25 protein-coding genes are annotated in these 25,650 nt (G+C 61.8%); 11 read left to right on the top strand and 14 right to left on the bottom strand.

Features of this window, described 5'->3' with window-relative positions; genetic code table 11:
* Positions 1 to 38 precede the first annotated feature (38 nt).
* From BG57_RS09830 to BG57_RS09820, 3 genes are all read right to left on the bottom strand, one after another.
* On the bottom strand, positions 39 to 1,313 hold the full coding sequence (locus BG57_RS09830) for an NAD(P)/FAD-dependent oxidoreductase (protein WP_035962759.1): 1,275 nt from the start codon (positions 1,311 to 1,313) through the stop codon (positions 39 to 41).
* 27 nt (positions 1,314 to 1,340) lie between these two features.
* On the bottom strand, positions 1,341 to 2,009 hold the full coding sequence (locus BG57_RS09825) for a haloacid dehalogenase type II (RefSeq protein ID WP_035962618.1): 669 nt from the start codon (positions 2,007 to 2,009) through the stop codon (positions 1,341 to 1,343).
* A gap of 197 nt (positions 2,010 to 2,206) precedes the next feature.
* Positions 2,207 to 3,685, bottom strand: a complete 1,479-nt coding sequence (locus BG57_RS09820) for an aldehyde dehydrogenase family protein (protein ID WP_035962617.1) — start codon at positions 3,683 to 3,685, stop codon at positions 2,207 to 2,209.
* Between the two features lie 246 nt (positions 3,686 to 3,931).
* On the opposite strand from BG57_RS09820, the gene BG57_RS09815 reads away from it, so the two are divergent.
* Positions 3,932 to 4,804 (top strand): GNAT family N-acetyltransferase, encoded by an 873-nt coding sequence (locus BG57_RS09815; protein ID WP_035962616.1) that lies wholly within the window; start codon positions 3,932 to 3,934, stop codon positions 4,802 to 4,804.
* A gap of 12 nt (positions 4,805 to 4,816) precedes the next feature.
* Here BG57_RS09815 and BG57_RS09810 read toward each other — a convergent pair whose 3' ends face one another.
* Together BG57_RS09810 and BG57_RS09805 are read right to left on the bottom strand one after the other, a co-directional pair.
* Positions 4,817 to 6,394, bottom strand: a complete 1,578-nt coding sequence (locus BG57_RS09810) for an ABC transporter substrate-binding protein (protein ID WP_035962615.1) — start codon at positions 6,392 to 6,394, stop codon at positions 4,817 to 4,819.
* A 49-nt stretch (positions 6,395 to 6,443) separates the two neighbouring features.
* Entirely contained in the window at positions 6,444 to 8,498 is a 2,055-nt protein-coding gene (locus BG57_RS09805; RefSeq protein ID WP_035962614.1) for an oxidoreductase, read from the bottom strand.
* A gap of 96 nt (positions 8,499 to 8,594) precedes the next feature.
* Between BG57_RS09805 and BG57_RS33675 the strand changes: the two genes are divergently transcribed.
* The 3 genes from BG57_RS33675 to BG57_RS09795 all read left to right on the top strand — a co-directional run bounded on the left by BG57_RS33675 (position 8,595) and on the right by BG57_RS09795 (position 10,501).
* Positions 8,595 to 8,729 carry a LysR family transcriptional regulator gene (locus BG57_RS33675; RefSeq protein WP_229754015.1) on the top strand — a complete coding sequence of 45 codons (135 nt, stop codon included), beginning with the start codon at positions 8,595 to 8,597 and terminating at the stop codon, positions 8,727 to 8,729.
* Complete coding sequence (locus BG57_RS09800; RefSeq protein ID WP_229754014.1) at positions 8,716 to 9,585, top strand: LysR substrate-binding domain-containing protein; 870 nt, start codon at positions 8,716 to 8,718, stop codon at positions 9,583 to 9,585. Before BG57_RS33675 ends, BG57_RS09800 begins: the two co-directional genes overlap by 14 nt.
* A gap of 130 nt (positions 9,586 to 9,715) precedes the next feature.
* On the top strand, positions 9,716 to 10,501 hold the full coding sequence (locus BG57_RS09795; RefSeq protein ID WP_052005690.1) for a spherulation-specific family 4 protein: 786 nt from the start codon (positions 9,716 to 9,718) through the stop codon (positions 10,499 to 10,501).
* Between the two features lie 27 nt (positions 10,502 to 10,528).
* Here BG57_RS09795 and BG57_RS09790 read toward each other — a convergent pair whose 3' ends face one another.
* Positions 10,529 to 10,804 (bottom strand): hypothetical protein, encoded by a 276-nt coding sequence (locus BG57_RS09790; protein WP_035962612.1) that lies wholly within the window; start codon positions 10,802 to 10,804, stop codon positions 10,529 to 10,531.
* A 127-nt stretch (positions 10,805 to 10,931) separates the two neighbouring features.
* Positions 10,932 to 11,558, bottom strand: a complete 627-nt coding sequence (locus BG57_RS09785) for a LysE family translocator (protein WP_035962611.1) — start codon at positions 11,556 to 11,558, stop codon at positions 10,932 to 10,934.
* A gap of 128 nt (positions 11,559 to 11,686) precedes the next feature.
* Between BG57_RS09785 and BG57_RS09780 the strand changes: the two genes are divergently transcribed.
* Complete coding sequence (locus BG57_RS09780; RefSeq protein WP_035962610.1) at positions 11,687 to 12,151, top strand: Lrp/AsnC family transcriptional regulator; 465 nt, start codon at positions 11,687 to 11,689, stop codon at positions 12,149 to 12,151.
* Between the two features lie 4 nt (positions 12,152 to 12,155).
* On the opposite strand, the gene BG57_RS09775 is transcribed toward BG57_RS09780, so the two are convergent.
* Positions 12,156 to 13,118, bottom strand: a complete 963-nt coding sequence (locus tag BG57_RS09775; protein WP_035962609.1) for a GlxA family transcriptional regulator — start codon at positions 13,116 to 13,118, stop codon at positions 12,156 to 12,158.
* A gap of 117 nt (positions 13,119 to 13,235) precedes the next feature.
* Here BG57_RS09775 and BG57_RS09770 point away from each other — a divergent pair, with 117 nt between their 5' ends.
* A complete protein-coding gene (locus BG57_RS09770) occupies positions 13,236 to 13,877 on the top strand; it encodes an HD domain-containing protein (protein WP_035962756.1) in 642 nt (213 codons plus the stop codon).
* 35 nt (positions 13,878 to 13,912) lie between these two features.
* On the opposite strand, the gene BG57_RS09765 is transcribed toward BG57_RS09770, so the two are convergent.
* On the bottom strand, positions 13,913 to 15,340 hold the full coding sequence (locus tag BG57_RS09765; protein WP_035962608.1) for a cytochrome P450: 1,428 nt from the start codon (positions 15,338 to 15,340) through the stop codon (positions 13,913 to 13,915).
* Between the two features lie 389 nt (positions 15,341 to 15,729).
* Between BG57_RS09765 and BG57_RS09760 the strand changes: the two genes are divergently transcribed.
* Positions 15,730 to 16,464, top strand: coding sequence for an ABC transporter substrate-binding protein (locus BG57_RS09760; protein WP_035962607.1), 735 nt, complete (start codon positions 15,730 to 15,732; stop codon positions 16,462 to 16,464).
* A gap of 29 nt (positions 16,465 to 16,493) precedes the next feature.
* Here the strand turns inward: BG57_RS09760 and BG57_RS09755 are convergent, their stop codons facing one another.
* The 5 genes from BG57_RS09755 to BG57_RS09735 form a co-directional block, all read right to left on the bottom strand.
* Entirely contained in the window at positions 16,494 to 17,018 is a 525-nt protein-coding gene (locus BG57_RS09755; protein ID WP_035962605.1) for a DUF4142 domain-containing protein, read from the bottom strand.
* A gap of 135 nt (positions 17,019 to 17,153) precedes the next feature.
* Positions 17,154 to 18,860 (bottom strand): methyl-accepting chemotaxis protein, encoded by a 1,707-nt coding sequence (locus tag BG57_RS09750; RefSeq protein WP_035962604.1) that lies wholly within the window; start codon positions 18,858 to 18,860, stop codon positions 17,154 to 17,156.
* A gap of 225 nt (positions 18,861 to 19,085) precedes the next feature.
* Positions 19,086 to 19,406: a hypothetical protein gene (locus BG57_RS32475; RefSeq protein WP_152562555.1), complete on the bottom strand. Its 321-nt coding sequence runs from the start codon at positions 19,404 to 19,406 to the stop codon at positions 19,086 to 19,088.
* A 6-nt stretch (positions 19,407 to 19,412) separates the two neighbouring features.
* Positions 19,413 to 19,871, bottom strand: a complete 459-nt coding sequence (locus BG57_RS09740) for a ribonuclease (protein WP_035962755.1) — start codon at positions 19,869 to 19,871, stop codon at positions 19,413 to 19,415.
* Between the two features lie 127 nt (positions 19,872 to 19,998).
* Positions 19,999 to 20,772, bottom strand: coding sequence for an H-NS family nucleoid-associated regulatory protein (locus BG57_RS09735; protein WP_035962602.1), 774 nt, complete (start codon positions 20,770 to 20,772; stop codon positions 19,999 to 20,001).
* Between the two features lie 363 nt (positions 20,773 to 21,135).
* Here BG57_RS09735 and BG57_RS09730 point away from each other — a divergent pair, with 363 nt between their 5' ends.
* The 4 genes from BG57_RS09730 to BG57_RS09715 all read left to right on the top strand — a co-directional run bounded on the left by BG57_RS09730 (position 21,136) and on the right by BG57_RS09715 (position 25,643).
* Positions 21,136 to 22,497 carry an MFS transporter gene (locus tag BG57_RS09730; protein WP_035962600.1) on the top strand — a complete coding sequence of 454 codons (1,362 nt, stop codon included), beginning with the start codon at positions 21,136 to 21,138 and terminating at the stop codon, positions 22,495 to 22,497.
* A 26-nt stretch (positions 22,498 to 22,523) separates the two neighbouring features.
* Positions 22,524 to 23,495, top strand: coding sequence for a dipeptidase (locus BG57_RS09725; RefSeq protein WP_035962599.1), 972 nt, complete (start codon positions 22,524 to 22,526; stop codon positions 23,493 to 23,495).
* Between the two features lie 53 nt (positions 23,496 to 23,548).
* The gene (locus tag BG57_RS09720) at positions 23,549 to 24,121 is read left to right on the top strand and encodes a PAS and helix-turn-helix domain-containing protein (RefSeq protein WP_035962597.1); all 573 of its coding nucleotides are present in this window, start codon (positions 23,549 to 23,551) and stop codon (positions 24,119 to 24,121) included.
* A 118-nt stretch (positions 24,122 to 24,239) separates the two neighbouring features.
* Positions 24,240 to 25,643, top strand: a complete 1,404-nt coding sequence (locus BG57_RS09715; protein ID WP_035962596.1) for a glycerophosphodiester phosphodiesterase family protein — start codon at positions 24,240 to 24,242, stop codon at positions 25,641 to 25,643.
* The last annotated feature ends 7 nt before the right edge of the window (positions 25,644 to 25,650 follow it).

The raw sequence follows: 25,650 nt of genomic DNA, 5'->3' as shown, positions 1-25,650 counted from the left end.
CTGTCCTTGATGCCGTTGCTTCCGTTGCTTCCGTTGCTTCAATAAAACACGTCTTTGATCGAGTAATACGCGCCGACGAGCGGCAGGAACCACGGCTTGCCCGTGTGGCCCGGAATCGCGGGCCAGGCGAATTCGCGCCACGGGTTGGCATCGGCATTGCCGTTCATCACGTCGGCCATCACCTGGCCCATGTGCGTCGACATTTGCGTGCCGTGGCCGCTGTAGCCCATCGAGAAATAGAGGCCGTCGTGCTGGCCCGCACGCGGCAGGCGGTCGGCGGTGATATCGACGAGCCCGCCCCAGCAATAGTCGATTCGCACGTTCGCAAGACCCGGGAAAATCGAGGCCAGATTGCCTTGCAGGATGCGCCCGCTCTTTTCATCCGATGGACGCTCCGACGCGGTGAACCGTGCGCGGCCGCCCAGCAGCAGCCGCGAATCGGGCGTGATGCGAAAGTAGTTGTGCATCAGGCGGCTCGTCGTGTACGAGCGGCGGTTCGGCATCAGTTGGCTCAAACGATCGGCGGCCAACGGCTCGGTCACGATGATGAACGAGCCGACCGGCGCCATCCTTCGCCGATACCACGAGAACGGACCGTGTTTCGACGGGCCGGTCGCGATCAACACTTGCTTCGCGCGAACCGTGCCCCGCTTCGAATCGATCCGATACGCCCCGCCTTCCTTCGCAATCGCCGTTACTTCGGCATGCTCATAAAGCCGTGCGCCTTGTCTTGCGGCTGCCTTCGCAAGTCCAGCGGCGAACTTGCCCATGTGCATCTGTCCGCCATGACGCTGCAACAGGCCGCCGTGAAAGGCATCGGACTGCACTTCATTGCGGATCTGCTCGCGATCGAGCAAGTCGATGTGCGGATCCACTTCTCGGCGAATCAGTTCGGCGGCCGCCGCGATGTGTTCCAGATGATGCGGCTTTGCGGCCAGCTTCAGCTTGCCCGACGCGAGGTAATCGCAATCGATGCTCTCTTCGCGGATCAGGCGTTCCACGGTGCTCACCGCCGCCGCATACGCGCGATAGCAGCCCTGCGCACGCTCGACGCCGAGTTGCGCGCGCAGCGCCGCATAGTCCTGCGCGACGCCCGTGTTGCACTGGCCGCCATTGCGGCCCGACGCGCCGCCGCCGATCCGCCCGGCATCGAGCACCACGACCGACGCGCCGCGCTTTCCCAGCGCGAGCGCCGCCGACAAACCCGTGAACCCGCCGCCGATCACGGCGACATCGGCCTGGCCATCGACCGGGCCTTCGCACGCCGAGGTCATCGCGGGCGCGGTGTCGAGCCAGTAGGAGTCGAGTTTCATCGGCATTGCTCGCGTGAGGGAGTGCGGTTACAGACCGAGCTGGCCGGCTAGCTCGCCGATGGTTTCCACTTCGTAATACTCGTAGTAGGGCGTGCCCGGCTCATGCCCGCGCTTCACGAAAGCCTTGTGCTTGATGCCCATGTCATGCGCGGTCATCAGGTCGTAACGCAGGCTGGACGACACATGCAGCACGTCTTCCGGATTGCAGTCGAGCTGATCGAACATGTACTCGAAGCCCTGCATGCGCGGCTTGTACGACTGCGCCTGCTGCGCCGTGAACACGCGATGGAACGGCGCACCGAGCAGGTCGACGTTGCTTTGAATCTGATCGTTCGATGCGTTCGACAGAATCACCAGCTTGTATTTCTTCGCAAGCCGCGAGAGGCCTTCCGGCACGTCCGGATGCGGGCCCCAGGTCGGCACGGCGAGATAGAACTTCTCGGCTTCGGCTTCGTTGAACTCGACGTTCATCCGCGCACATGCCCGGCGCACCGAATTGACGATCACATCGCGATACGGCTTCCACGCCCCGAGCACTTCATCGCGACGATAACCTGCGAAGAACTTGACGAATTGCTCCAGCTCGTCGCCTTTCAGGCGGTCGGCGTACAGCTCGCGGGTCATATCGGCCATGCGGAACTTCGTCAGCGTGCCGTAGCAGTCGAACGTGATGTACTTCGGCTCGAAATCGATCATGGTTTCAGTCCTGTCGTGTAGTGAACCCGCCCGGAGTTCAGTGGTGGAAACAAGGAACAGCGAACTGTCGAGAAAATTTAATCAAGGCAAAAATGACTGCTGGCGTCGAATGCGTGCGTTGCGACGATACAAGTCATGCGTTTTCAAGCTCCGCGACAGCACAAAATGCGGTGTGCTTTTATGCACGGTCGTGCAACTCAGCCTTCCGTGTCGATGAGCACACTCTTGAAGCGCAGATTCGCTTCATAGGACTGGCGGCCAAGATCCTTGCCGATGCCCGAGCGCTTGTACCCGCCCGTGGGGATCACGAAATCGCTGGTGCGTCCATAACGATTGACCCATACCGTGCCCGCTTCGATGCCGCGCACCATGCGCAACGCGCGGCCGATATCGGCTGTATGCACGCCGGCGGCAAGTCCATACTCGGGATGCGACGCGAGTTCGAGCGCTTCTTCTTCCGTGTCGAACGACTGGACAGTCAGCACGGGGCCGAAGATTTCGCTGCGCACCGCTTCGCTTTCCTGCGTGACATCGCAGAGCAAGGTCGGCGAATAGAATGCGCCGGGCGTTGCCGCATCGGCGCGTGTGCCGCCGTATCGCAAGGTCGCGCCGCTCGCGATGCTGCGCTGAACGATCGCATCGATGCGCGCTGCCTGCGGCTCGGAGATGATCGGCGGCAAGGTCGCGCCTGCGGCCCATGTCGGTCCCGCCCTCAGTTCGCTGAAGGCTTGCGCAATGCGTTCGATCAGTTCATCGGCTATCGCGCGTTGAACGAGCAGACGCGATCCCGCCACGCATACCTGTCCCGCGTTGCCCGTGATCGCGCCGGCGATGCGTCTCGCCACATCGTCGATGCGCGGGGCATCGGCGAATACGATCTGCGGGCTCTTGCCGCCGAGTTCGAGCGTGACGGGCTTGGTGCCCGTTTCCGCGCAGGCGGCCATGATCGCGGCGCCGGTGCGCGTCGAGCCGGTGAACGTCACTTTGCCGATGCGCGGATGACGCACGAGCGCCTCGCCGGTGATGCGGCCATCGCCCTGAACGACGTTGAAGATGCCGGGCGGCACGCCTGCTTGCAGCGCAAGCTCGGCCAGCCGCAATGCGGAAAACGGCGTCATTTCCGAAGGCTTGAGCACGACCGCATTGCCCGCCGCGAGCGCGGGCGCAACCTTCCATATGCCCATCACGAGCGGAAAATTCCACGGTGCGATGGCGCCGATCACGCCATACGGTTCGGCGATCGTCATGCCGAGATGACGATGATCGGTCGCCGCCACTTCGCCGCCGATCTTGTCGGCAAGCTCCGCGTAGAAGCGGATGCTCTCGGCGGTGAACGGAACGTCCCAGTGGTACGCATCGCGCACCGGACGCGTCGAACCGACGGCTTCGAGCGGCGCGAGATTCGCTGCATCGGCCGCGACGAGATCGGCGAACTGGCGCAACACGCGGGCGCGCTCGCGCGGCGCACGGCGCGCCCAGTCGCTTCGTGTGAACGCGGCGTATGCGTTCTGCACGGCATAGTCGATCATCGCGTCATCGGCGACGGGCACCGATGCATACGTGAGGCCATCCGATGGCCGCGCGACGTCGATGCGCGACGCGCCTGCATCGATCAGTTCGCCGCCGATGAAGTGCCCGCTCCTGATGCCGATGCTGGCGGGATCGAAACGGTCCATAAGCGTGAATCCTCCTCGGGATGCTGCGTTGGCATGACATCATCGTAGGACCGGAGGCCCGGCATAAATCGCCGACAAAATTGCCGATACAGCACAGCGCGCGCGTTGTCGGCGCGATAACCTGCGCTTTTGCGTTGCACCACATCGCGCGGTCCATTGCCTGTGTGGGACAGGAAGATCGTCCTAGCCATGCACGCGGCGCGGTGTCACAGTCACGGTAATAGTCTTCAAAATGAGGAGGCCGGCATGCCCGACTCGAACAATCGCGATGTGGTCGAATACCGGGCTTTCACGCTCGACGACATCCCCGCCGGGCATGCGCTTTCCATGTCCGTCAAATGGCGGCATCGGGCCGACGACTGGCGCTTCGCCGCACGTCTCGGCCGCGGTTTTGCCGCTGTCGATGCGCAAGGCGCGCTCATCGGCACCGCGCTCGCCTGGCAGTTCGGCGAAAGCGCCGCCACGCTCGGCATGTTCATCGTGTCGCCCGAGCATCAACGTCAGGGCATCGGGCGTGCATTGCTCGACCGCCTGATCGCGGCGCACCCCTCGCGCATGCTGCTCAGTCATGTATCCAATGAAGGCAGGCACTTGTGCGAAGAACGCGGCTTCACGCGCATCGATACGATTCATCAACATCAGGGCGCGGCCTTTCAGCCGCCGCTCGTTTCACTGCCGCCGGGCGAGCGGCTTCGTCCGATCGGCGCGAAGGACACGCTACGTCTCGCCGATCTCGCGACCCGCGCGACCGGCATGGATCGCACCAAAGTGATGCCGCACCTGCTCGATGTCGCGAGCGGTATCGCATTGGACCGCGATGGCGAACTGATCGGCTTTGCGCTGTTCCGGCGCTTCGGCGATGGCCACGTGATCGGCCCGGTGATCGCGCCCGAATCGCCGGACCAAAGCCGCGCGAAAGCGTTGATCAGCTACTGGCTCGCGCTGAACGCTGGCATGTTCGTGCGCGTCGATACCCCGCTGCGTTACGGGCTTTCAGCGTGGCTCGAAGGACAGGGCCTGCCGCTCGTCGATACCATCGAGCAGATGGCGCTGAACGGCACGCCATCCACCGATTCCTCGCTCACGCAGTTCGCCCTCACGAGCCAGGCGCTCTGGTAAAGCCAGGCACGCTCACGCCTTCGCAAGCCACGCGAATTCCGCAAAGCGATAACCCATCACGCGGCCCGACGGACTGCCCTTCAAGCCACGCAACGTTGAACTCTGCGCATCGATGAAGTTGATGAACGCGGGTATCACGAGACTGTTCCTCTCGTACACGATGGTCTGCATATCGCCGTAAATCTGCTTGCGCTTCGCATTGTCGCGCTCGCGGCGCGCCTGCACCAGCAGTTGATCGAACTGCTCGTTCTTCCAGCCCGATTCATTCCAGTTCGCGTTCGAGCGGAAGAACTGCGTGTACAGCAGATCGAGCGTCGGGCGCGGCAGGATGGAACCGTAGGTCATCGGGTACTTCATCCAGTACGTGCTCCAGTAACCATCGGCGGGCACGCGGCGCACGTTGATGTCGACGCCCGCCTGCTTCGCCGCTTGCTGAACCAGCATCGCGGAATCGAGCGCCGTTTCCACGGATGGCGGCGCGATGATTTCCGCCCGCGCGCTCTGCGTGCCGGCCTTCTTGAAGTGGAACTGCGCCTTGTCCGGGTCATAAGCGCGCTGCGGCAATCCCTTCATGAAATACGGATGCCACTCCGGCACCGGATGATCGTTCGCAAGCGTGCCGTGGCCGCGCAGCATCACGTTCACGATGCGCTGCCGGTCATGCAGATATTTGATGCCTTCGTTGAAGTCGGTACTTTTGGTCGGAAGCATGTCCTGACGCAATGCGAGGTCCGAATAAAGCTGCGCCGGACTTTCGAGCACGGTCGCCTTGCCGGTCTGCTTGATGCGGTCGACATCGCGTGCGGGCAGCGGCGATATGAGCTGCACGTCGCCCGCGAGCAGCGCGTTGGTGCGCGCGGCATCGTCGCCAATGCCGATGACTTCCACTTCATCCAGATAGGGCTTCCCCGGCTTCCAGAAGTTCGGATTGCGCACGCCGATGCAGCGCTGCGCCGGCGTGAACTCCTTGCAGATGAACGGGCCGGTGCCGTTGCCTTTCGAGAAGTCCGTCGTGTTCGCGGCGACGATCACGAAGTGCGGGATCGCGAGCAGCGCGGGAAGATCGACGTTCGGCTCCGTCAACGTGATCTCGACCTTGAGCGGTCCGGCCGCTTTCACCGATGCGATACCGTCCGCGATGGACTTCGCCTTCGACGCCGTCGCCGGGTCCTTGTGACGCATCAGCGAGAACACGACATCGTCGGCAGTGAAGGGCTTGCCGTCGTGAAAGTGCACGTTGGGCTTGAGCGCAACGTTCCACTTCACGAAGTCGTCGGATTCAAGCTTCTCGGCCAGTGCGTTCTGCGTCTTGAAGTCGGCGTCGAGTTCGGTGAGGCCGCTATAGAACATATAGGCGCGCGAATAGTCGCCGGTATGCGTGCCCTTCGCGGGATCGAGCGAGTCCATCAGCGACTGATTCGCGAGCGCAACGCGAATGCGTCCACCGCGTTGCGGCGCGGCTTCCGTCGCGGCGAATGCAAGCGACGATGCACCCGGCAGAATGAGCGTCGCGGCGCCCGCGGCGGCCAGCGTTTTGATCGCCTTGCGGCGGGAGGGATCGGCGACAACGAAGTCTTTCGGCAATGTCATGGGCAGCCTCGCTCGGTGATGTCGTCATGCGGATGGATGGGTCGGTCCGTCACAGCGCGAGGCAAAGCCGGTACGCGTCGTAGATGGCCGTATGGATGTCGCGCGACGCGCTTGCATCGCCGATGCGGTATAGATGGAACTGCCCTGCCTCGCCTTCCTGTGCGGCGGGTTGCGGCCTGGCTGTCGCGAAGGCTTCGAGATCGGTGTAGCCGTCGTTGACCGAATACATGCGCGCGGCTTCGAACAGGTCTTCGACGGCGAGCATGCCGCGCTCGGCGACCACATGATCCGCTTCCACTTCGACCAGTTCGTTCGTCAGATGATGGCGGAACACCGCGCGCCGCTTGCCGCTCGCTGACGCGCTGACTTCGATCAGTTCGACATTGGTCCGCACAGGCACGTCCCAGCGCGCGATGTGGCGCATCCATGCCTGATCGTCGCCGCGTCCGCCCGTTTCCTGCGCGGGCGTGCTGTCGATCAAGGCAAGCGATACGTCGAGGCCCGCATCGACATAACGCTCGGCGCACAGATAGGCGTTGTGCCGGCCCGTGCCGTCGTACACGAGCACGCTGCCGGCGCGCGGCGGCGTTTCCGTCAGCGCGTCGAACACCGACTTGCAGAGTTCGCCGCCCGGCAACGCATCGAGGTCGGGCAGGCCGCCCGTCGCGATGATGACGGCATCCGCGCCGTGACTCAGCACGTCGCTCAGTTCGGCATAGTGGTTGTAGCGCACGTCGACGCCGAGTTGTTCGAGTTGCGACACGCGCCAGTCCACGATGCCGATGAGATCGCGCCGCCAGCTTCCCGTCGCCGCGAGCAGCATCTGTCCGCCCGCCGTCGAATTGGCTTCGAGCACGGTCACGTCATGGCCACGTTTTGCGCTGATGCGCGCCGCTTCGAGACCCGCCGGTCCCGCGCCGACGATCAGCACCCGCTTCTTGTGCGCCGCCTGTGCAATGTCATGCGTGAGATACGTCTCGCGCGATGTCGCCGGATTATGGATGCAGGTCGCGCGGAAATTGCGGCAGAACGATGCGCCGACGCACGGCCGCGCTTCGTCTTCCTTGCCCGCTTCGACGAGCTTCACGAGATGCGGCTCCGCGATATGCGCGCGCGTCATGCCGACCATGTCGAGCAGCCCTTCGCGGATCGCATAGCGTGCGGTGGCGAGGTCCGCGATCTTCGCCGCGTGGAACACGGGCAAATCGACTGCGCGCTTGAATGCCGCAGCTTTCGGCAGCCACGGCGCGGACGGCACGAACATGCCCGGCATCGGATTCACTGCGAGCGACATCTTCGTGTCCATGCGCCCGAACGTGACGTTGAAGAAATCGACTAGCCCGGTGCTCTGCAGAATGCGCGACATTTCGAGCCCTTCTTCGAAGCTGCATCCGTCTTCGAGCGCGAAGCGAAAGCCGACGATGAAATCGTCACCCGTCTGCTTGCGTATCTCTTCATGGACTTCGATCGCAAAGCGCACGCGATTAGCGGTCGAACCGCCATATTTGTCGGTGCGCAGGTTCACGGTCGGGTCCATGAACTGCCCGATGAGATGCCCGCCCGCATGCGTTTCGATGCCATCGAGGCCGCCATCGCGGCAACGCTTCGCCGCGAGGCCGAAGTCGCGGATCACGCGCCTGATGTCGGCGTCGTGCATGGCCTGCGGTATCGCGCGATGCAGCGTTTCGCGCACCGCCGATGGCGCGATCATCGGCAGCCACGGCTCCGTGTAGGCATCGCCGCGGCGTCCCAGATGCGTGATCTGGCACATCAGCGCCGCGCCATGCGTGTGGATGCGATCGGCAAAGCGCCGCAGATGCGGCACGACGGCATCGGTCGATACGTTGATCTGCTGGAAGGTGTTGGGACTGTCGATGCTGACGTTCGATGAACCGCCGAACATCGTCAGCGCAAGCCCCCCTTTCGCTTTTTCCTCGTGATACCGTTGATAGACCTCTTGCGGGAATTCATCGCGCGTCAGACGGCTTGCGTGGCTCGTGCTCATGACGCGGTTCTTGAGGACGAGATGCCTGAGGGCGAATGGCTGAAGCAACGGGTCCGACGATGCGGGTGCGGCGGCGCGGTGATCGGTGTGGGGTGTCATGGCCTGCCAGATGAGTTGAGCGTTGGACTCAAGGTAAGAAGACCAATATCTGCCGTCAAATTACAAATCGATGCATGCCCCATAACATGGTGTTGTATGAGTCTTCGACTTCCTTCGCTTCAGGCACTGCTCGTATTCGAAACATCCGCGCGGCTTCTGAGCTTCACCAAGGCGGCCGGCGAACTCAACGTGACGCCCGTCGCGGTGAGCCGCATGGGTGGCGCGTCTTGAAGACGCGCTGGACTTCAAGCTCTTCGAACGCACGAAGCTAGGGCTAACCCTGACGGATCGCGGCGCAACGCTGCAACGTGCGGTCGCATCCGGTTTCGGTCAGATCGGCGACACCATCGACCAACTCAAGCGCGATCATGCGCGAGGCGAGATCGTCACGCTATCGCTCGCAAGCGGTTTCGCCGCCTTATGGCTTCTGCCGCGTTATGCGGACTTTCGCAAGCGCTTTCCGTCGATCAATCTGCGTCTGCAGGTCATGCCGGGCCGCCTGTACGGACCGCTCGAAGACGCGGAACTCGGAATCCGGCTGCACGGTCCCGGCTCGGAAAGCGATCCTTCGTGTCTTTGCCCCGAGATCATCGTTCCTGTTTGCAGTCCGAACTATCTCGCTGAATCGGGACCGCTCGATGCGCCGAAGTCGCATGAAGGTCATGCCTATATTCATCTCGATGTGACCACGCATTCATGGGCGGATTTCCATCGCGCGACGGGGCGTTCGGATCAAGGCATCGGTGAAGCGGTGCATCACACGGACCCCGGTCTCGCCGTGCAATGCGCGATGCTCGGCCAGGGCGTCGTGCTCGGCTGGCTGCTGGCTATCGCCGCGCCGCTCAACGAGGGCAAGGTGATTCCCGCATGGGATCGCTATATTGAAACGGGCTGCCACTACGTGCTCGAATATCGTTCGTCGAATCCGTCGGACGGCACGCGGCATGTCGCGCGATGGCTGATCGAGCAACTCGGGGAGGAAGTCGAGCGCGCGCGACGCTTGCTCGCGCCGATGAAGGCCGTTTCGCGAGGGCGCATCGGGCAATCGGCGCACAAAACGGACGCCAGGGATTGCCCGATGCACTAAAGAACCGGCACCACGACGCCGTTAATACGTCGGGCGAAGCCGGAGTAATCCGGTGACGCATAACAAAGTTGCCCGCCGCACTAAGGCGGGCCAATCGACACGATTCCGACGACGGGCGTAAGGAGGACGAATGAAATTCATCAAGGCGAGCATAGTGGTGTCGTCGATCGCGTTCAGCGGCGCTGCGCTCGCGGGCACGACGGCGAGTACGGCGAGCGCGCCGGTTACGTTGGTCGTGCCTGCCTATTTCGATGCAGCGAGAGGCGTTGCGAATTGGGACGCGCTCACGGCAACGGCGCGCAAGATACCGACCACCGCGATTCTTAATCCCAATAGCGGTCCAGGCATCACCGCCGATGCGAACTACACGGCCGCCATCGCACGATTGCGCGCCGCGGGCGGCAAGGTGATCGGCTATGTATCGACGTCTTACACGAAGCGATCGCTTTCGGCGGTCGTGGCTGACATCAATAGATATATCGCGCTATATGCGGTCGACGGATTCTTCATCGACGAAATGACGGCGGACAACGAGGCGTCGCATATCCAGTTTTATCAGTCGGTCTACAACTACATCAAGGGGCTGAAGCCGACTTATACGGTCATCGGGAATCCGGGTACGAATATCCCCGAGCTTTACGCGAGCTTGCCGACTGCCGATCAATTCGTCGTGTTCGAAAGCAATGCGAGGAGCTATGCGAACTATCAGACGATGGGATGGCAGGCGGCTTATCCGAAGAGCCGGTTCGTGCATATCGTCTATAACGTGAGCGCCGCGCAATTGCCGCGCGTGGTGACGTATGCAAAAACGCATGGTGCCGGAAGCGTGTACGTCACTTCGTTCACGCTGCCGAATCCATACAAGGCGCTTCCCGCGTACTGGAACAGCGAGGTCGCGGACGCGCTCGCGCCGTAACGCGGAAGCCTTGTTTGCGCTTCGGGATCAAACCCTTGCGCGATGGGCAGCCTTTACCGCCTTGGCCTGAACTGGTGGCCAGTCCGGGAGCGGCGGTTCGCGGTGGTCGACGTCTGCCATGCCGTAGGCAAGCGCATAACGTCTTGCAGATAACGCGCATGCAAACTGGCCGAGCGCGCCGCTCGCGCGCATTTCGCCATCGGCCGTGCGCATGATGAGCATCGCTGTGTAGAACGGGCCGTCCTCAACAGCGAGTGGCGACAGCGTGCAACCCTTGTAGAGCACTTCGTAATCGCTTTCCATTACCGCGTTCTCTCAGATATGTTGGAATGTTTTACCTGGATTTTACGAAAATAATGCGGTAATTAAGACCCTACGTATACCCTAGTACAGGCAAATTCTTCAGATCATGGACACGCGCCAAGAGGTATCAATCGAGTGACAGGCGCGCAGCAAAAGCAAGCAGGGTCGCGCTGAACGCCCAACGCTGAACTTGCTGCATACGAGGGTGACGCGTGAGCCAGCGTGAGAGGCGCGTCGCGCCGGCCGCAAGCGTCAGGTCGAAGGCCGCGCCCACGACAACGAGCACGACGCCAAGCTCCATCACTTGCGGCCACACCGCGCCGGCGGCGGGGTCCACGAACTGCGGGAGCAGCACCGAACAGAACAAAAGCGCCTTAGGGTTCAGCAAATTGCCCAAGACGCCTTTTGCATAGGCGCCCGAAAGCGACGGCCCGGCGCCTTCGCGTGCTCGCGCCTCCATGCCGAAAGCGGGCGCGCGAAGAATCTGCACGGCGACATAGGCCAGATAAAGACCGCCCGCGATACGCACGCCGTTATAGAGCCAGGGCGCGCTGCGCAACAGCGCCGCCACGCCCAATGCCGAAAGCGTCACATGCGCGGCGCGGGCCGTCGCAAGACCGCCGGCCACGGCGACGCCTTGTCTGAACCCTCGCCCAGCGCTGGCCTGCAATACGAGCGCCATATCGGGTCCGGGAAGCGCATAAACGACGGCGAGCGCGCCGATAAAAAGCCCGAGTACGTGACTTGAGACCATGATCGATTCCTCCAATATTTGCGATCATGGTGCCACTCGTTTCGCGCGGTTTTCCGTCGAAACGCGGGCCCCGCCCTGCAAATCGAAGCGCTTTCCGCTAACGTTGCGGGATTGTGTGGAGGAAACCGATGCTTGAACTGGACCGCATCGACCGCGCCATTCTGGCGGCCCTTCAGAAGGACGGACGGCTCCCGATTGCCAAGCTCGCCGAGCGCGTCGGTCTCAGCGAGACGCCCTGTGCGCGGCGCCTGAAGCGCCTCGAAAGCGATGGGTACATCGAGGGTTATCGCGCGCTGCTTGCGCGCAGGCGGCTGGAACTCGGCGTCGTCGCTTTCGCGCAGGTGCGCTTCAGCGTCCATGATCGCGCACTGTCCGACCGCTTCGAGCGCGAAGTACAGGGCATCGAGCGCATCGTGTCGTGCCATAACGTGTCCGGGACGGCGGATTACCTCTTGCAGATCGTCGTGCGCGATCTCGACGAATACGGCGTCTTCATGCGCGACGTCTTGCGGACCTTGCCCGGTGTAACCGCCGTCGAGTCGATGCTGTCGCTGCGCGAAATCAAGCGCGATACGTCGCTGCCGATTTCATAGCGCATCAGACACGCGTCGCAAAGCGCTTTCGATACTCCGAAGGCGTCACCCCGACATGCTTGACGAAGCTCCGCCGCAACACATCGGCGTTAGCGAATCCGCACTTGGCGGCGACCTGTTTCGGCGTATCGCCGCTCGTCTCGATCAAGCCCCGCGCCGCCGCAACGCGAGCCGATTCGACCCATGCGGCCGGCGTCACGCCCACTTCCGCCTGAAACAGGCGCGCAAAGTGCCGTGGACTCAGATGTGCACGCGCGGCGAGACTCGCGACGCTATGGTCCAGATCGGGGCGCGCGGCGACGAGGCGCTGCACGTCCTGCAACACCGAGCGGCCCGCTGGCTGCGCGTGTCCTTGACGGCTGAACTGCATCTGCCCGCCGGGACGCTTGAAGAACATGACGAGCTGGCTGGCGACACGCATCGCGACCTCGCGTCCCAGATCTTCTTCGACGAGCGCCAGCGCAAGATCGAGTCCGGCCGTCACGCCGGCCGCCGTTCGCACTTTTCCGTCCCGCACGTACAGCGCGTCAGGCTCGACGCTGATGCCGGGATACCGGCTCGATAACTCTTCGACGCACGACCAGTGAGTCGTGATGCGCCGTCCCTCCAGCAAGCCCGCCTCCGCGAGAATGAAGGCCCCCGTGCATACCGAGCCAAAGCGCCGGCAGCGCTTCGACATTGTTTTCAACCACGTACGCAACGAGCTCGGTAACGTCATCGTCGATGCATTCGGCGCGCCCGCGACGAGCAAGGTATGAGCGGAAACGAAGGCGTCGCCTGCTATCTCGTCCGGCAGCAGGCGGGCGCCGGACGAGCTTCTTAACTGGCCCGCCCTGGTTCCGACGATCTTCAGTTCGTATTCGATGCGGCCCGCTTCGACATTCGCCTGCGCGAATACATCGAGCGGTCCGCACACGTCGAGCATTTGCACGCCGGGCATCGCCAGCATCGCAATCGTTTTAGCCACGCCGATTCACTCCAGGTCCGAAAGCCGCGCGAAATGGCAGGAATCGACGGTTCCCGCCTGTTGTTGCCAAGCGTATCACGTCCGAGAATGAGCTTTCACCCCTTTCCGGAGAACGTCATGAGCGCAAGCGTCAGTGGCATTGCCATTCCCGACAGCAAGCTGGCCCGCGAAATCACGGAATTCATTCGCGACACGGAGACCGAACTTCTCTTCAATCATTCGAGCCGCGTGTATTACTTCGGCGCACTGGCCGGACAGCATCGCGGTCTTCCGTTCGACGCCGAGTTGCTCTATGCCGGCGCGATGTTCCACGATATCGGCCTCATGCCGTCGCACAGCAGCACGAACCAGCGATTCGAAGTGGACGGCGCCAACGCCGCGCGTGACTTCCTGAAGCAACGCGGAATCAGCACTCAGGATATCGACCTCGTGTGGACATCCATCGCGCTGCATACGACGCCAGGCGTGCCCGAACATATGCATCCAGTGATCGCCCTCGTGACAGCCGGTGTCGAGATGGATGTGCTCGGTCTCACGTATCCGCAATACAGCGACGCCGAACGCAGCGCAGTCGTCGGCGCTCACCCTCGCACGGCGCATTTCAAGGAGGACATCATTCAGGCCTTCTATGACGGCATCAAACATAAGCCTGATACGACTTTCGGCAACGTGAAGGCCGATGTCATCGCGGACAAGGAGCCTCTATTCAGGCGGGGAAACTTCTGCGCCGTGATCCGCGAATCCGCATGGCGCGGATGAACGTCTCGACTCTTCGGGCGCATGCCGACGTTGCGTTATGACCGCACCGCGAGCGTGAGCGGCATCCGGTCCGGCACCATCGTGAACGCCGATACTTCCTTGATGGTCGCGGGATCGGTCGCGAGTTCGATATCGAAGTGCCTTGTCAACATCGATATGACGAAGCGCATTTCCACGGCGGCCAGATAGCGCCCCGGACACACGCGCGGACCCGCACCGAACGAGAGGTAAGCCTTTTGTTCGTGCGGTGTGCTTGCTGCTGTTCGATGTTGCAGCCAACGGTCGGGAAGAAACTCGTCGGGCTGCGCGAAGTTTTTCGGGTCGAGCATGCAAGGCCGCGTGAGGTAGAACATGCGCGTGCCGGGCGGCAAGAGCACGCCGCCGACGTTCACCTCGGTTAGCGGCTCGAATGTCTGTATCGCGGCGACGGGGCGCAGACGCAGCGCTTCGCTGCACACCGCTTCGCACAGATCGAGCCGCTTCAGTGCGTCGAAGTCCGGGCATACGCTGCGAGGGCCGAGCGTATCGAACGATTCGTCGAACACGCGACGCTGCAAGTGCGGATCGGTGGCAATGTACATCAGCGCCCACGCGATGGCGTTCGCTGTCGTATCCTCGCCCGCGACGAGCAAGGTCAGGACGTTGGCCGCGATCTGCTCGTCGGTGACGGCGGAACCGTCGTCGTCATGGGCCAGCAGCATCGCTTCCAGCAAGTTGCCGGGCGGCGCACCGGGACATGCGGACAAGCGCCTGCGCGCTCGCTCGATCATCGTATCGACATACTCGTGCACGCTTGCCATGGCACGCGCAAGACGCCTGTCCTGTGGAAGGCTGAAGTAACGCCAATACGGAAAGAGCGCCGAGACGCGCCGCATCAGTGCAGGCGGTATCAGCGCGAGGTGTTCCTGAATGACGCCGCGATCCCGTTCCAGCGTGTGCGGGTCCTCACCGAATGCGAGTGTGCTCGTCACATCGACCGTGTAGCGCTTCAGCTCGTCGGTCATTTCGAGCGTTCTGTGTGCGTTCGCGGCCTCGCGCAGCCGGACGAGAAAGCGCTCGGTGATGGCGGCCAGCGCCGGGAAGAACGACTTGATGTTCGATGGAGACAGCGCGTGCATCACGAGCCGGCGCTGCGGCGCCCATGACGCGCCTTCAGCGGAAAACACGCCGTTGCCGCCGAGTTCCGCGAGCACGGATTCCATCGGCGCGATGCGTCGATAGACATGAGGCCGCTCGCGCATCACGGTCTGGAACAGGTCTGCCTGCGTCCACACGGTGATCGGCAGCGTGCCGAGCTGCACGCGATAAGGCGACCCGTAACGCTTCGCCCAATGCTCGAGCGTCAGATGCAGCTTCGGCGGCGCTAGCTGAAAGAGATTGCCGAGAACGGGCAGACCGGGCGGGCACGGAAGATTCTTCACGGTCCGCAGCGCGCCGCCAGCGCCATGCTGAGTGCAGGCCATCACTCACCTCCGTGTTTCGTACTCGACGGCTCCTATCCAGAGGATAGAACATCGGGCGGCATCAGTGAAAAAGGCGCGCGGTTCGACGCGCATTCGTTCATCGGGCTTTCGTTTGCCCGACTTCTTGAACGCGGCTTTGTCGCCCGCGAACATCGTCACGCGCGGCAGTTCCGGCCCCGAGTCGTTGCACGGAGAAGCGCGGGCTTAAACTAATATTTCCCGTTTCTCCCGACGTCATTGAAGCTCGCCGTCCTTACAAACCGGAATGAATGAGGATCTCTCGTGGATTCAGTCAAGCGCTTGAACCGCGTGCGCCGGCTGCTGTCTTATCGATCGATGCAGCATCCACATTCCCGATTCCCAAACCCTGAGCCTTTACCGACACCATCATGCATATCGATCAAGACGTCGTTCGGAAGATTGCGCCTGAAGGCAAATTGCGGGCATCCATCAATCTCGGCAATCCGATTCTCGCGAACAAGCGCGCGGAAACGGGCGAGCCGTTCGGCGTATCGATCGATCTCGCGCGTGAGTTCGCACGGCGGCTCGGCGTCGATATGGAACTCGTCGTCTTCGATACCGCCAGCAAATCGGTCGAAGCGGTCGCGAACGAACAGGCGGATATCGGCTTCTTCGCGATCGATCCGTTGCGCGGCGCAAGCATCGCGTTCACGGCGCCGTATGTGCTGATCGAAGGGTGCTATCTCGTGCGCGACGAGTCGAGCATCCGGCGCAACGAGGACGTGGACCGCGAAGGCGTGCGCGTGACGGTCGGTAAAGGCAGCGCCTACGATCTCTTTCTGACCCGCGAGCTGAAGCGCGCGGAGATCGTGCGCGCGCCGACATCGCAGGCGGTCGTGCAGACGTTCATCGAGCAAGGGCTGGATGTGGCGGCGGGCGTGCGTCAGCAGCTGGAATCGGATGCGGCGCGCACAACGGGATTGCGGCTGCTTGGCGAGCGCTTCATGGTCATCCGGCAAGCGATGGGCACGCCCAAGAGCCGTGGCGAAGCAGCAACGGACTTACTGCGTGCATTCGTGGAAGACGTGAAGGCGTCGGGCTTCGTCGCGGACGCGCTAAAGCGGCACGGGATTGAAGGGGCGTCGGTGGCGCCAGCGGCTTAAAAGCGGCTCGCGCGTGGGCAAGCATCGACTCATCGACGCAACGCCCACTCCAGCCGCTGCGCCTGATCGAGATGCAGTATGCACGCTGGCCGCGACGCAGCCATCAGCGCCTTGACGTCCGCACTCGTCGTCGTGCGGACGAAGTCATCGACCGCCGCGATCGACCGCTGATGCCACGCGATTTCATGTTCCAGATACGCAAGGTCGAAGTCACGGCCTTGCACATCATCGAGCACGGCGAGGTCATCGCGTATCTGCCGCGATAGCGACTCACTCATCGCGCTGGGCCGGGCCTGTTCGCCAAGCTGCTGCAACATGGCGGCCACCTGACGGTTCATGCTGTCATGTTCGGCAATCACTCGCCGCGCGTAATTCTGCACGCTTCGCGACTGCGTTCTACGCAACGCAAGCTCGCCCGCCGCGACTTCCGCCTGATTGGCGACGATGAAGACGCCGACCCTCTGCGCATCCGTGAGACGCACGTTCTGGGCGTCGGCACGCAGGCTGGATGCGATAAGCACAAGCATGACTGCAATGCGCGATAGGTACTTCATGTCTCGCCTCGTGAGGACACACGGCGTCAGCGAATGAGTGCGGCTCGGGCTATTGCATCGAACTCACTCGCTGGCTATGCAGCGCGGCAGACCAGACTATCACAGCAGTCACTCGCTCGCGGACGCGGGCGGCTTTTAGAAAGTCTCCCAGTCCTTGTCCGACGACGCGGTCGCCATCGCCGGGGATGCGGCTTTCACCGGCTCGCGTTTCGGCGCTGCGGGCGCGGTGCGGCTTTGCGTGCGTTTGATCGTCGCCGGCCGGGGCTGGCTTTCGATAACAGAAGCAACGCCTGCACTGTCCCGGCTCGTTCGGAAAATCGCGACCGCCTGACGAAGCTGTTTCGCCTGATCGTCGAGTGAGCCGGCGGCTGCTGCGGCCTGTTCGACGAGCGCGGCGTTCTGCTGCGTCACCTCGTCCATCTGCGTGATCGCCTGATTCACCTGCTCGATGCCCCGGCTTTGCTCATGCGATGCCGACGCGATCTCACCCATGATATCGGTCACGCGCTGGATCGCGGACTGCACGCCGCGCATCGTATCGCCGGCCTTCGCGACCAGTTCCGTGCCCGCGCCGACGCGATCGCCCGATGTGTCGATCAGCGCCTTGATCTCTTTCGCCGCGCTCGACGAGCGCTGCGCCAGGCTGCGCACTTCGCTTGCCACGACGGCAAAGCCGCGGCCCTGTTCGCCTGCCCGCGCGGCTTCCACCGCTGCATTGAGCGCAAGAATGTTGGTCTGGAAAGCAATGCCTTCGATGATGCCGATGATATCCGCGATCCTGCCGGAGCTTTCCTGGATGCCGGCCATCGTATCCACCACCTGGCCGACGATGGCCGCGCCCTCGTTCGCCACCGCGCTCGCGTTATCGGCGAGGCCGCTTGCCTGACGCGCGTTGTCGGCGTTCTGCTTCACGGTGCCAGTCAGTTCCTCCATGCTCGCCGCCGTCTCTTGCAGCGAAGCGGCCTGCTCTTCCGTGCGCGCGGACAGGTCCGTGTTGCCGGCGGCGATTTCATTGGTCGCGTTCGCGATGGCCTTCGCCGATGAGGTGACCGCGCCGATCGCGTCGAGCAGGCGATCCTGCATCGCCCGCACGGACGCCATCAGGCTCTTCTCATAACCGGCGGGAACATGAACCGATTCGGTCAGGTTGCCCGCTGCGATACGTTCGCATGCCTCGGCGACGTCTTGCGGATCGCCGCCCAGTTTTCTCAGCACGTTACGGATGATCCAGCCGATCGCCACTGTCAGCAATGCACCGACGACGCCGACGATTCCAAGCATCTCGATGAGCCGTACGCCGAATTCGCGATCGATGTCATCGACATAAGTGCCGGTATAGACGTGCCAGTCCCATGCGCGGACGTATTCACCGTAAGCGCTTTTCGGAAGCGCCTCGGTTTCGCCCGGCTTCGGGTAGAGATAGCTCGTGAGGTGAGTGCCGTCGAGTCCGTGCTTGACGATTTCGGCGGTGAAATGCTTGCCCGTCTTGTCGACGAGATCGTTGATCTTGTTTTCGGTCTCGGGGCGAATCGGGTTCAGCAATTGCAGCATGTTCGAATCGACGACGAGCATGTAGCCGCTTTGACCGTAGCGAATGGGCCGCAAATGGGCGATGGCCGCCTGTTTCGCATCGGCTTCCGACATCGCGCCGCTTTGCGCCTGCTTGACGTAGTGATTCACGACGCTCACCGCCGATTGCACTTGCTCGGCCAGGCCGCGTTCGCGGTCGTGCATCATCATCGTGCGGGTCATCGTCGCGCTCAATAGCGACAGCACGATCAGGCTCACCCAGATGAACCCGACGGTGCTCCACAATGTCGCCTTGAAACTCAGTCTTCTCATTTGCTCCGTCCTCTTCGCATTACGCGCGCGTCTCGATCTTTCGTCGGCGTTTCGGCCACTGGATGAAATATCGGCGGATGAAGAGGAAAGTTGAGTGTGGACGCGATGGCGGCGTCGAGGCGATGAGAACTGGCAGTCCCGGCGCATCAAGTTCGACGCGAAGATGCCGTAAACCAGAGACGTGCCGTCGTTCAGGGCGTGTCGACGAAACGCGTGGGCAGACTGCTACTGATGCTCGACGCTCGCGTTCTCCAGTCGCTTGAACAACGCTTCATGCTGCGAGTAGATGGCCACGAGTTTCGACCTGTAGTCGTCCGCCACGCCCAGCTCATCTTTCACAGCGCGATTGCAGCCCGCGCGCCGCAGTCGCTGTTTTCTCTGCACGAGTTTCATCCGCAGACGTTGTTTCATGGCTGATGAGAAGCGATAGCCTGGCGGCCTCGTCAGAACGTTAGAGAAATGACACTCGCTCCACAGAACGCACAGCGACGAAGCAATGCGATTTGTCAGTCGCGGTTTTACAGAGAAGCGAATCGGTTTCAGCACCCGAACTCATTCCGCGATACGTTTGAAGGTCACGTAATAATCGTCGGTGTAATAGCAGTCGCTCGTCTGCTTGCGCGGCCCGCCACACACGATGCGCCGTTGCCCGCGCTCTGTCGAACCGGGCGTCCGCACCGTGTATGCATGGTAGTAGCCGCGAGGATGCTGCGGCAACAATGTCGAGCTGTTGCGAAACAGGACGCCGTCCTCGCCAAAAGGAAAGGGGCCGCCCGCCTTGATCAGACGCAGTGTTTCCACTGCTTCGGCCGGCAATTGCGCCTTCGCGACGGCGGACAACGCACCTCGTTCCTGCACGCTCGATGCGGCAGTTACCGCGCTCGCCGCGCTCGCCGCCTGACTCGCCGAAGCGCCGGATTCCTGAGTCGCGTTCCGGGACCCATCCTTATTGCATCCGCAAATGATCGCGCTCACGGCGATCATGCAGGAGAAAACCAAAGCGCGCTTCATCAAACGGTTGTCTCCGGGTTGACCCGCATTCAACGACGACGAACGATTCAAGGATATCCGTAGTGGCAACCCGGATCAATGATCGGCCGAAGATGTTCGTTAGGCGAAGCGCATCATCCCGGCAAAATCAGACAGCCTGATTCGATGCTGCGGGCGCCGACGTGTCAGCACCGGATGCTCCCGCGTTATTCTTCGCGGCGGCAGGCGCGGCCTTTTTGGAAGCGGCCTTTTTGGAAGCGGCCTTTTTGGAAGCGGCCTTTTTGGAAGCGGCCTTCTTGCTTACAGGCTTCTTCATCGAAGCAGACGCTTTCTTCGCCGATGCCTTTTTCGAAGCAGCCTTCACCGTTGCTTTCTTGCGAGCGCCTCCGGTAGCGGCTTTATCGCCCGACGACTTCGCGTCCGAGCCGGCCTGAGCCGCATCGATCAGAAAGCGGCTTCGGTCTCTCGCATTGGCCAGCCAGGCCGGCGCCTTGCCTCGGCCGCTCCACGTCGCGCCCGACTTCGGATCGCGATACTTCGCCGGCTGCGGGCCTCGCACATAATTACCGGCCGCAGCGGACGCCTTCTTGGTCGTTACCGTTGCGCTCGCCGCATTACCGTCGATTAGAAACCGATTCCGATTTTTTGCGTTCGCAATCCAGCCCGGCGCGCGACCGCGGCCACTCCATTCAGCACCGCTTTTCGGGTCGCGGTATTTCGCGGAAGCAGTGGATTCGGTTTTAGGTTCAGCGCTTCGAGTTTCGTTTCGAATGCCTTGACCGAGATCATCGACGGTTAAACCGTGTTCCTTCATTAGTCGCTGAATTCGCGAAATGACGCCCGCCGACTGCTTTTTTCTAAGCGCTTCAGCCTGTGCCTGCAGCTTCGCAATCCTTGCGTTCAGGCTATCAATCGTTGCCATTGTCTTTCTCCCATTTAATGACGATGTCGCGACTATGCCATATAGAGGGCGCACTGAGCGAATAAGTCGCGAACATAGATCGTTTAAATCGCAACTTTTTATCGCTTCGATGATTCGCGAACCGATTTCTCACAGAAATGAAAAGAGTTGTAGGGTGATTTCTCAGTGAGATGAAATCCATTCGATTCGACACAAGAATTCGGCAGTGGCCGAAGGCCGTCCATCGACGCGTCTTCCTCGCCGCTCTTTCATCCGGCGCCGCGCTGATTACCTAGGTAATTGGCACGTATGGACCTAGGTAATTTGAGCCTCTACTCTCGTTTGGACACCGCAAGGCACCGACACTTGATGAGGAGAGGCACCATGCCAGCGCAACACACGCAGGAAGTCGACACCGGAACGTTGCGACGCGTCATCGCCGCCGCCTCGATTGGCAACTTCGTCGAATGGTTCGACTTCGCCGCATACGGATTTCTCGCCACCATGCTGACGCGCGAATTCTTTCCGAGCGGCGACCCCACGGTCGGATTGCTGAAGACATTCGCGGTCTTCGCAGTCGCATTCGCATTCCGGCCGCTGGGCGGATTGTTCTTCGGCATCGTGGGCGATCGGATTGGCCGCAAGCGAACCCTCGCTTTCACGATTCTTCTAATGGCCGGGTCGACGACGCTCATCGGCCTGCTTCCGACATACGCGACTATCGGTTACTGGGCGCCGCTGCTGCTGACGGTCATCCGCTGCGTGCAAGGGTTTTCCGCAGGGGGCGAATATGCGGGCGCTTGCGCTTACGTGATGGAACATGCGCCGCGCCGTCGCCGCGCGTTCTTCGGCAGCTTCGTCCCGGTATCGACGTTCTCGTCTTTTGCCTGTGCCGCCGTGGTCGCGTATCTGCTCGAGTCGTCGCTGTCGCCGCAAGCGATGATCGACTGGGGCTGGCGCGTGCCGTTCCTGATCGCGGCGCCGGTCGGTCTCATCGGCGTTTATCTGCGTGTGAATCTCAACGAAACGCCCGCGTTCAAGGCGCTCGAAGGGAAGCATGAAGTCGCGCATGCGCCCCTGATGGAAACCCTGCATTCGCAGTCGTGGAATATCCTGAAGCTCGGCGCGTTCGTGTCCGTGACGGCGCTGTCGTTCTATACGTTCACGACGTATTTCGCGACTTATCTGCAAGTGGCCGGGCATCTCTCTCGCGGTACGTCGCTGCTCGTGACCGTGCTCGCTCTCTTCTTCGCCGCGGCCCTGTGCCCGCTCGCCGGCTTGTTCTCCGATCTGGTCGGCCGCCGCGCGACGATCGCGACTACGTGCATCTTCATTATTGCGTCGGTGTATCCGGCATTCTCGCTGGGCGGCTCCGGTGTGTTGTCGCAGTCCTTGTTGGGCGTCGCGCTGCTCGCCATCGGCGCGGTGCTTTCGGGCGTGGTGACTGCGCCGCTGATGTCGGAAGTGTTTGCGACGAAGACGCGCTACACCGCGTCCGCCATCACCTACAACCTTGCCTACACGATCTTCGGCGGCACCGCGCCGCTCGTCGCGACGTGGCTCATCTCTTCCACCGGGACGAATCTGTCGCCTGCGTACTATCTGATCGCGGTATCGATCTTTGCGATGATCGGCGGCCTGTCACTGCTCGAAACGTCGAAAACCGCGCTGGAAGATGCCGGAGCCGCGACGGATAGCCGAAACAAAGCCGCCAGCGTCAAGCGCGCATACAAGCGCACCGTCTGAGCGGCCTTCATGGAGAACATCGAACAATGACCACGCTTCACGACTCGAGCATCATCATCGACGGACTGAATATTTCGAAGTTCGAGCGTTCAGTTTTCGAAGACATGCGCAAAGGCGGCGTGACCGCCGTCAACTGCACCGTTTCGGTTTGGGACGACTTCCAGAAGACCATCGACAACATCGCGGAAATGAAGCAGCAGATTCGCGAATACAGCGAGATTCTGACGCTCATACGCACCACGGACGACATTCTTCGCGCGAAGAAAGAGAACAAGACCGGCATCATTTTCGGCTTCCAGAACTCGTATGCGTTCGAGGACAACCTCGGCTATATCGAGGTGTTCAAGGAGTTGGGCGTGAATGTCGTGCAACTCTGCTACAACACGCAGAATCTCGTCGGCACCGGCTGTTATGAGGCCGACGGCGGTCTCTCGGGCTATGGCCGCGAAGTGATCCAGGAAATGAATCGCGTGGGCATCCTGGTAGATCTCTCGCACGTCGGCGCGAAGACGTCATCGGATGCAATCGCGTGTTCGAAGAAGCCCGTTACGTATTCGCACTGCTGCCCCTCGGGGCTCAAGGAACATCCACGCAACAAGACAGACGAGCAGCTCAAGGAAATCGCCGATGCCAACGGCTTCGTCGGCGTAACGATGTTCGCACCGTTCCTGAAGCGCGGCGCGGAGGCGAACGTCGATGACTATCTCGAAGCGATCGAATACGTGATCGATGTGATCGGCGAAGACAAGGTCGGCATCGGCACCGACTTCACTCAAGGTTATAGCACTGAGTTTTTCGACTGGATCACGCATGACAAGGGACGTTATCGCCGTCTGACGAACTTCGGCAAGGTCGTGAATCCGGAAGGCATTCGCACGATCGGCGAGTTTCCGAACCTGACCGCCGCAATGCAGCGCGCGGCCTGGAGCGAAGCGCGCATCAAGAAAGTGATGGGCGAAAACTGGCTGCGCGTATTCGGCGAAGTCTGGAACGGCTGAGTCGAACGCAGGCCGGCTACACTACATAGGAGCCTACGTACGCAAAAGACCCCATGCCGACCACGACCGATACGACTCGCAATCTCGACTACGAAGACCTTTTCAGGCATCTGCCCGTGGCGGTCATCGTGGCGCGCGAGCGAATCATGGTCGACTGCAACATGCGGGCTCTCGAACTGTTCAGAGCGGAACGTAGCGACATAGTCGGTCAGTCGTTCTCCCGCCTTTATCCGCAGCAGAAAGACTTCGCGACGACCGGCCGCCGCCTCGGGCCGCTCATCGCGAAGCGCGCTGTTTTCAGCGACGATCGCATCATGCGCCGCATCGACGGCACGCACTTCTGGGTGACGGTGCGCGGCTTCGGCTATAACCCGAAGCGTCCTTTCGAACTGGCGATGTGGACGTTCACCGATCTATCGGAGAACGTGAAGCAGACCGACGTCGCGAGCACATTGACCGAGCGCGAACGCGATGTCGCCGCCTGTCTCGTGCACGGCATGACGAGCAAGGAGATCGGCAAGGAATTGAATATCAGCCCGCGCACAGTCGACATTCATCGCGCGAGCCTGTTGCGAAAGTACGAAGTGCGCACGACGCCCGATCTCATTGCGCGGCTGCTTGCGTGAGTAGCAATGTCCCGAACGCCTTTGTGCTACTGAAAGCCGATTGAGAGCTTCCGGACATAAGAGGGTCATCGCGCTCTCGCAATATGCGCGGGGACCATCATAAGGACACGGAAAGCCGATGAAGCGCGATCGTAAGACCTCTCTATCCGCAATACCGAAGTTGTCGCTGGCACTGACTGCATTGGCTTTGGCGCTTGCAGCCTGTCATGGCGACGGAAACAACACGACACCCGCTGCGCCCTCTCCCGCCGCTTTCTCGACGCTCGACGGCAAGATGGCGCTCGTCATCGGGCATCGCGGTCTGCCGGGCTTGCGCCCCGAAGAAACGCAGCCGTCATACGAACTGGCCGCAACGAACGGCGCGGATGCGCTCGAAGAAGACCTGCACCTGTCGAAGGATTGCGTGCTCGTCGCGCGCCACAATCCGTGGCTGTCGGACAATACGAACATCGCGGATGTCGCGAAGACCAACGCATCCGTTGCGGCGAGAAAACGCACGGTGCCGGGCGTGCTCGTCAACGTGAAGTGGCAGACCACGCCGCAGACCGGGCCTTCGCAATATCTGACGGACCTGACCGATCCGAACGATCCGAAGTCGGTGTTGAAATCGCTGATCGTCGATGGCGAGGATCACACCGGCGACTGGTCGATCACGGACTTCACGGCCGCCGAACTCGGCACGTTGATCGGCGGCACGACCTACGATGCGGCCAGCGAGCGCCCGACCGAATACAACGGCAAGTATCCCGTTCTGACGTTCCAGCAGATCATCGACATTGCGAAAGCGCAGAGCGCCGCGACGGGCCGCGCGATCTCCGTCTATCCGGAGACGAAGAACCCGACATGGAACAACGCACAAGCAATCGCCAACGGATGCGGCGCGCCGGGCAGCCATCCGCTCGAAGATGCGCTCATCAAGATTCTCAACGACAACAATCTGAACACGCACGACGCCGCCGTATTCGTGCAGAGCTTCGAGCCGTCGAGCCTGCAATACATGCGCGCACACGGCCTCAATACGAAGGCCGTGCAGTTGATCGACGGCTACGACGTCGACTATCGAACGGGCGCGGTCGTCTACAACGAGATCACGGATAGCCGTCCGTTCGACTGGACCGTCGCCGGCGATCCGCGCTGGTTCGACGCGATGCTCACGCCGCAAGGTCTCGCGCAGATCAAGACGTATGCGGATGGCATCGGTCCGTGGAAGCCGCAGATCGTGCCGCTCAAGATCACGCCGTTTCCCGCGACGAACGCGGATGGCTCGCCCTTCGTCGGCTCGACGACGCAGGCGACCTCGCAGCCCGCGACGAGCGTCATCGCCGATGCGCACAAGGCCGGTCTCTTCGTGCACGTCTTCACGTTCCGCAACGAGAAGAAGTACCTTGCAGCGGACTACAACGGCGATCCGGCGGCGGAGTATCTGAAGTTCTACCGCCTCGGCGTCGACGGCGTGTTCACGGACTTCGCCAATACCGGCTATGCGGCGCGTGCGGCGTATCTAAAGGAACTGGGGCGATAACGCGCCC

It is taken from the genome of Caballeronia grimmiae (assembly GCF_000698555.1).
In the GTDB taxonomy this organism is placed as follows: domain Bacteria; phylum Pseudomonadota; class Gammaproteobacteria; order Burkholderiales; family Burkholderiaceae; genus Caballeronia; species Caballeronia grimmiae.
The sequence above is the reverse complement of the archived record's forward strand: the minus strand, read 5'-3'. Positions and strand labels throughout refer to the sequence as shown.

What these genes read in the sequence shown, in the direction of transcription:
- BG57_RS09830 (WP_035962759.1), bottom strand. Translation starts at nt 1,313, where the DNA reads ATGAAACTCGACTCCTACTGGCTCGACACCGCGCCCGCGATGACCTCG.
- BG57_RS09825 (WP_035962618.1), bottom strand. Translation starts at nt 2,009, where the DNA reads ATGATCGATTTCGAGCCGAAGTACATCACGTTCGACTGCTACGGCACG.
- BG57_RS09820 (WP_035962617.1), bottom strand. Translation starts at nt 3,685, where the DNA reads ATGGACCGTTTCGATCCCGCCAGCATCGGCATCAGGAGCGGGCACTTC.
- BG57_RS09815 (WP_035962616.1), top strand. Translation starts at nt 3,932, where the DNA reads ATGCCCGACTCGAACAATCGCGATGTGGTCGAATACCGGGCTTTCACG.
- BG57_RS09810 (WP_035962615.1), bottom strand. Translation starts at nt 6,394, where the DNA reads ATGACATTGCCGAAAGACTTCGTTGTCGCCGATCCCTCCCGCCGCAAG.
- BG57_RS09805 (WP_035962614.1), bottom strand. Translation starts at nt 8,498, where the DNA reads ATGACACCCCACACCGATCACCGCGCCGCCGCACCCGCATCGTCGGAC.
- BG57_RS33675 (WP_229754015.1), top strand. Translation starts at nt 8,595, where the DNA reads ATGAGTCTTCGACTTCCTTCGCTTCAGGCACTGCTCGTATTCGAAACA.
- BG57_RS09795 (WP_052005690.1), top strand. Translation starts at nt 9,716, where the DNA reads ATGAAATTCATCAAGGCGAGCATAGTGGTGTCGTCGATCGCGTTCAGC.
- BG57_RS09790 (WP_035962612.1), bottom strand. Translation starts at nt 10,804, where the DNA reads ATGGAAAGCGATTACGAAGTGCTCTACAAGGGTTGCACGCTGTCGCCA.
- BG57_RS09785 (WP_035962611.1), bottom strand. Translation starts at nt 11,558, where the DNA reads ATGGTCTCAAGTCACGTACTCGGGCTTTTTATCGGCGCGCTCGCCGTC.
- BG57_RS09780 (WP_035962610.1), top strand. Translation starts at nt 11,687, where the DNA reads ATGCTTGAACTGGACCGCATCGACCGCGCCATTCTGGCGGCCCTTCAG.
- BG57_RS09770 (WP_035962756.1), top strand. Translation starts at nt 13,236, where the DNA reads ATGAGCGCAAGCGTCAGTGGCATTGCCATTCCCGACAGCAAGCTGGCC.
- BG57_RS09765 (WP_035962608.1), bottom strand. Translation starts at nt 15,340, where the DNA reads ATGGCCTGCACTCAGCATGGCGCTGGCGGCGCGCTGCGGACCGTGAAG.
- BG57_RS09760 (WP_035962607.1), top strand. Translation starts at nt 15,730, where the DNA reads ATGCATATCGATCAAGACGTCGTTCGGAAGATTGCGCCTGAAGGCAAA.
- BG57_RS09755 (WP_035962605.1), bottom strand. Translation starts at nt 17,018, where the DNA reads ATGAAGTACCTATCGCGCATTGCAGTCATGCTTGTGCTTATCGCATCC.
- BG57_RS09750 (WP_035962604.1), bottom strand. Translation starts at nt 18,860, where the DNA reads ATGAGAAGACTGAGTTTCAAGGCGACATTGTGGAGCACCGTCGGGTTC.
- BG57_RS09740 (WP_035962755.1), bottom strand. Translation starts at nt 19,871, where the DNA reads ATGAAGCGCGCTTTGGTTTTCTCCTGCATGATCGCCGTGAGCGCGATC.
- BG57_RS09735 (WP_035962602.1), bottom strand. Translation starts at nt 20,772, where the DNA reads ATGGCAACGATTGATAGCCTGAACGCAAGGATTGCGAAGCTGCAGGCA.
- BG57_RS09730 (WP_035962600.1), top strand. Translation starts at nt 21,136, where the DNA reads ATGCCAGCGCAACACACGCAGGAAGTCGACACCGGAACGTTGCGACGC.
- BG57_RS09725 (WP_035962599.1), top strand. Translation starts at nt 22,524, where the DNA reads ATGACCACGCTTCACGACTCGAGCATCATCATCGACGGACTGAATATT.
- BG57_RS09720 (WP_035962597.1), top strand. Translation starts at nt 23,549, where the DNA reads ATGCCGACCACGACCGATACGACTCGCAATCTCGACTACGAAGACCTT.
- BG57_RS09715 (WP_035962596.1), top strand. Translation starts at nt 24,240, where the DNA reads ATGAAGCGCGATCGTAAGACCTCTCTATCCGCAATACCGAAGTTGTCG.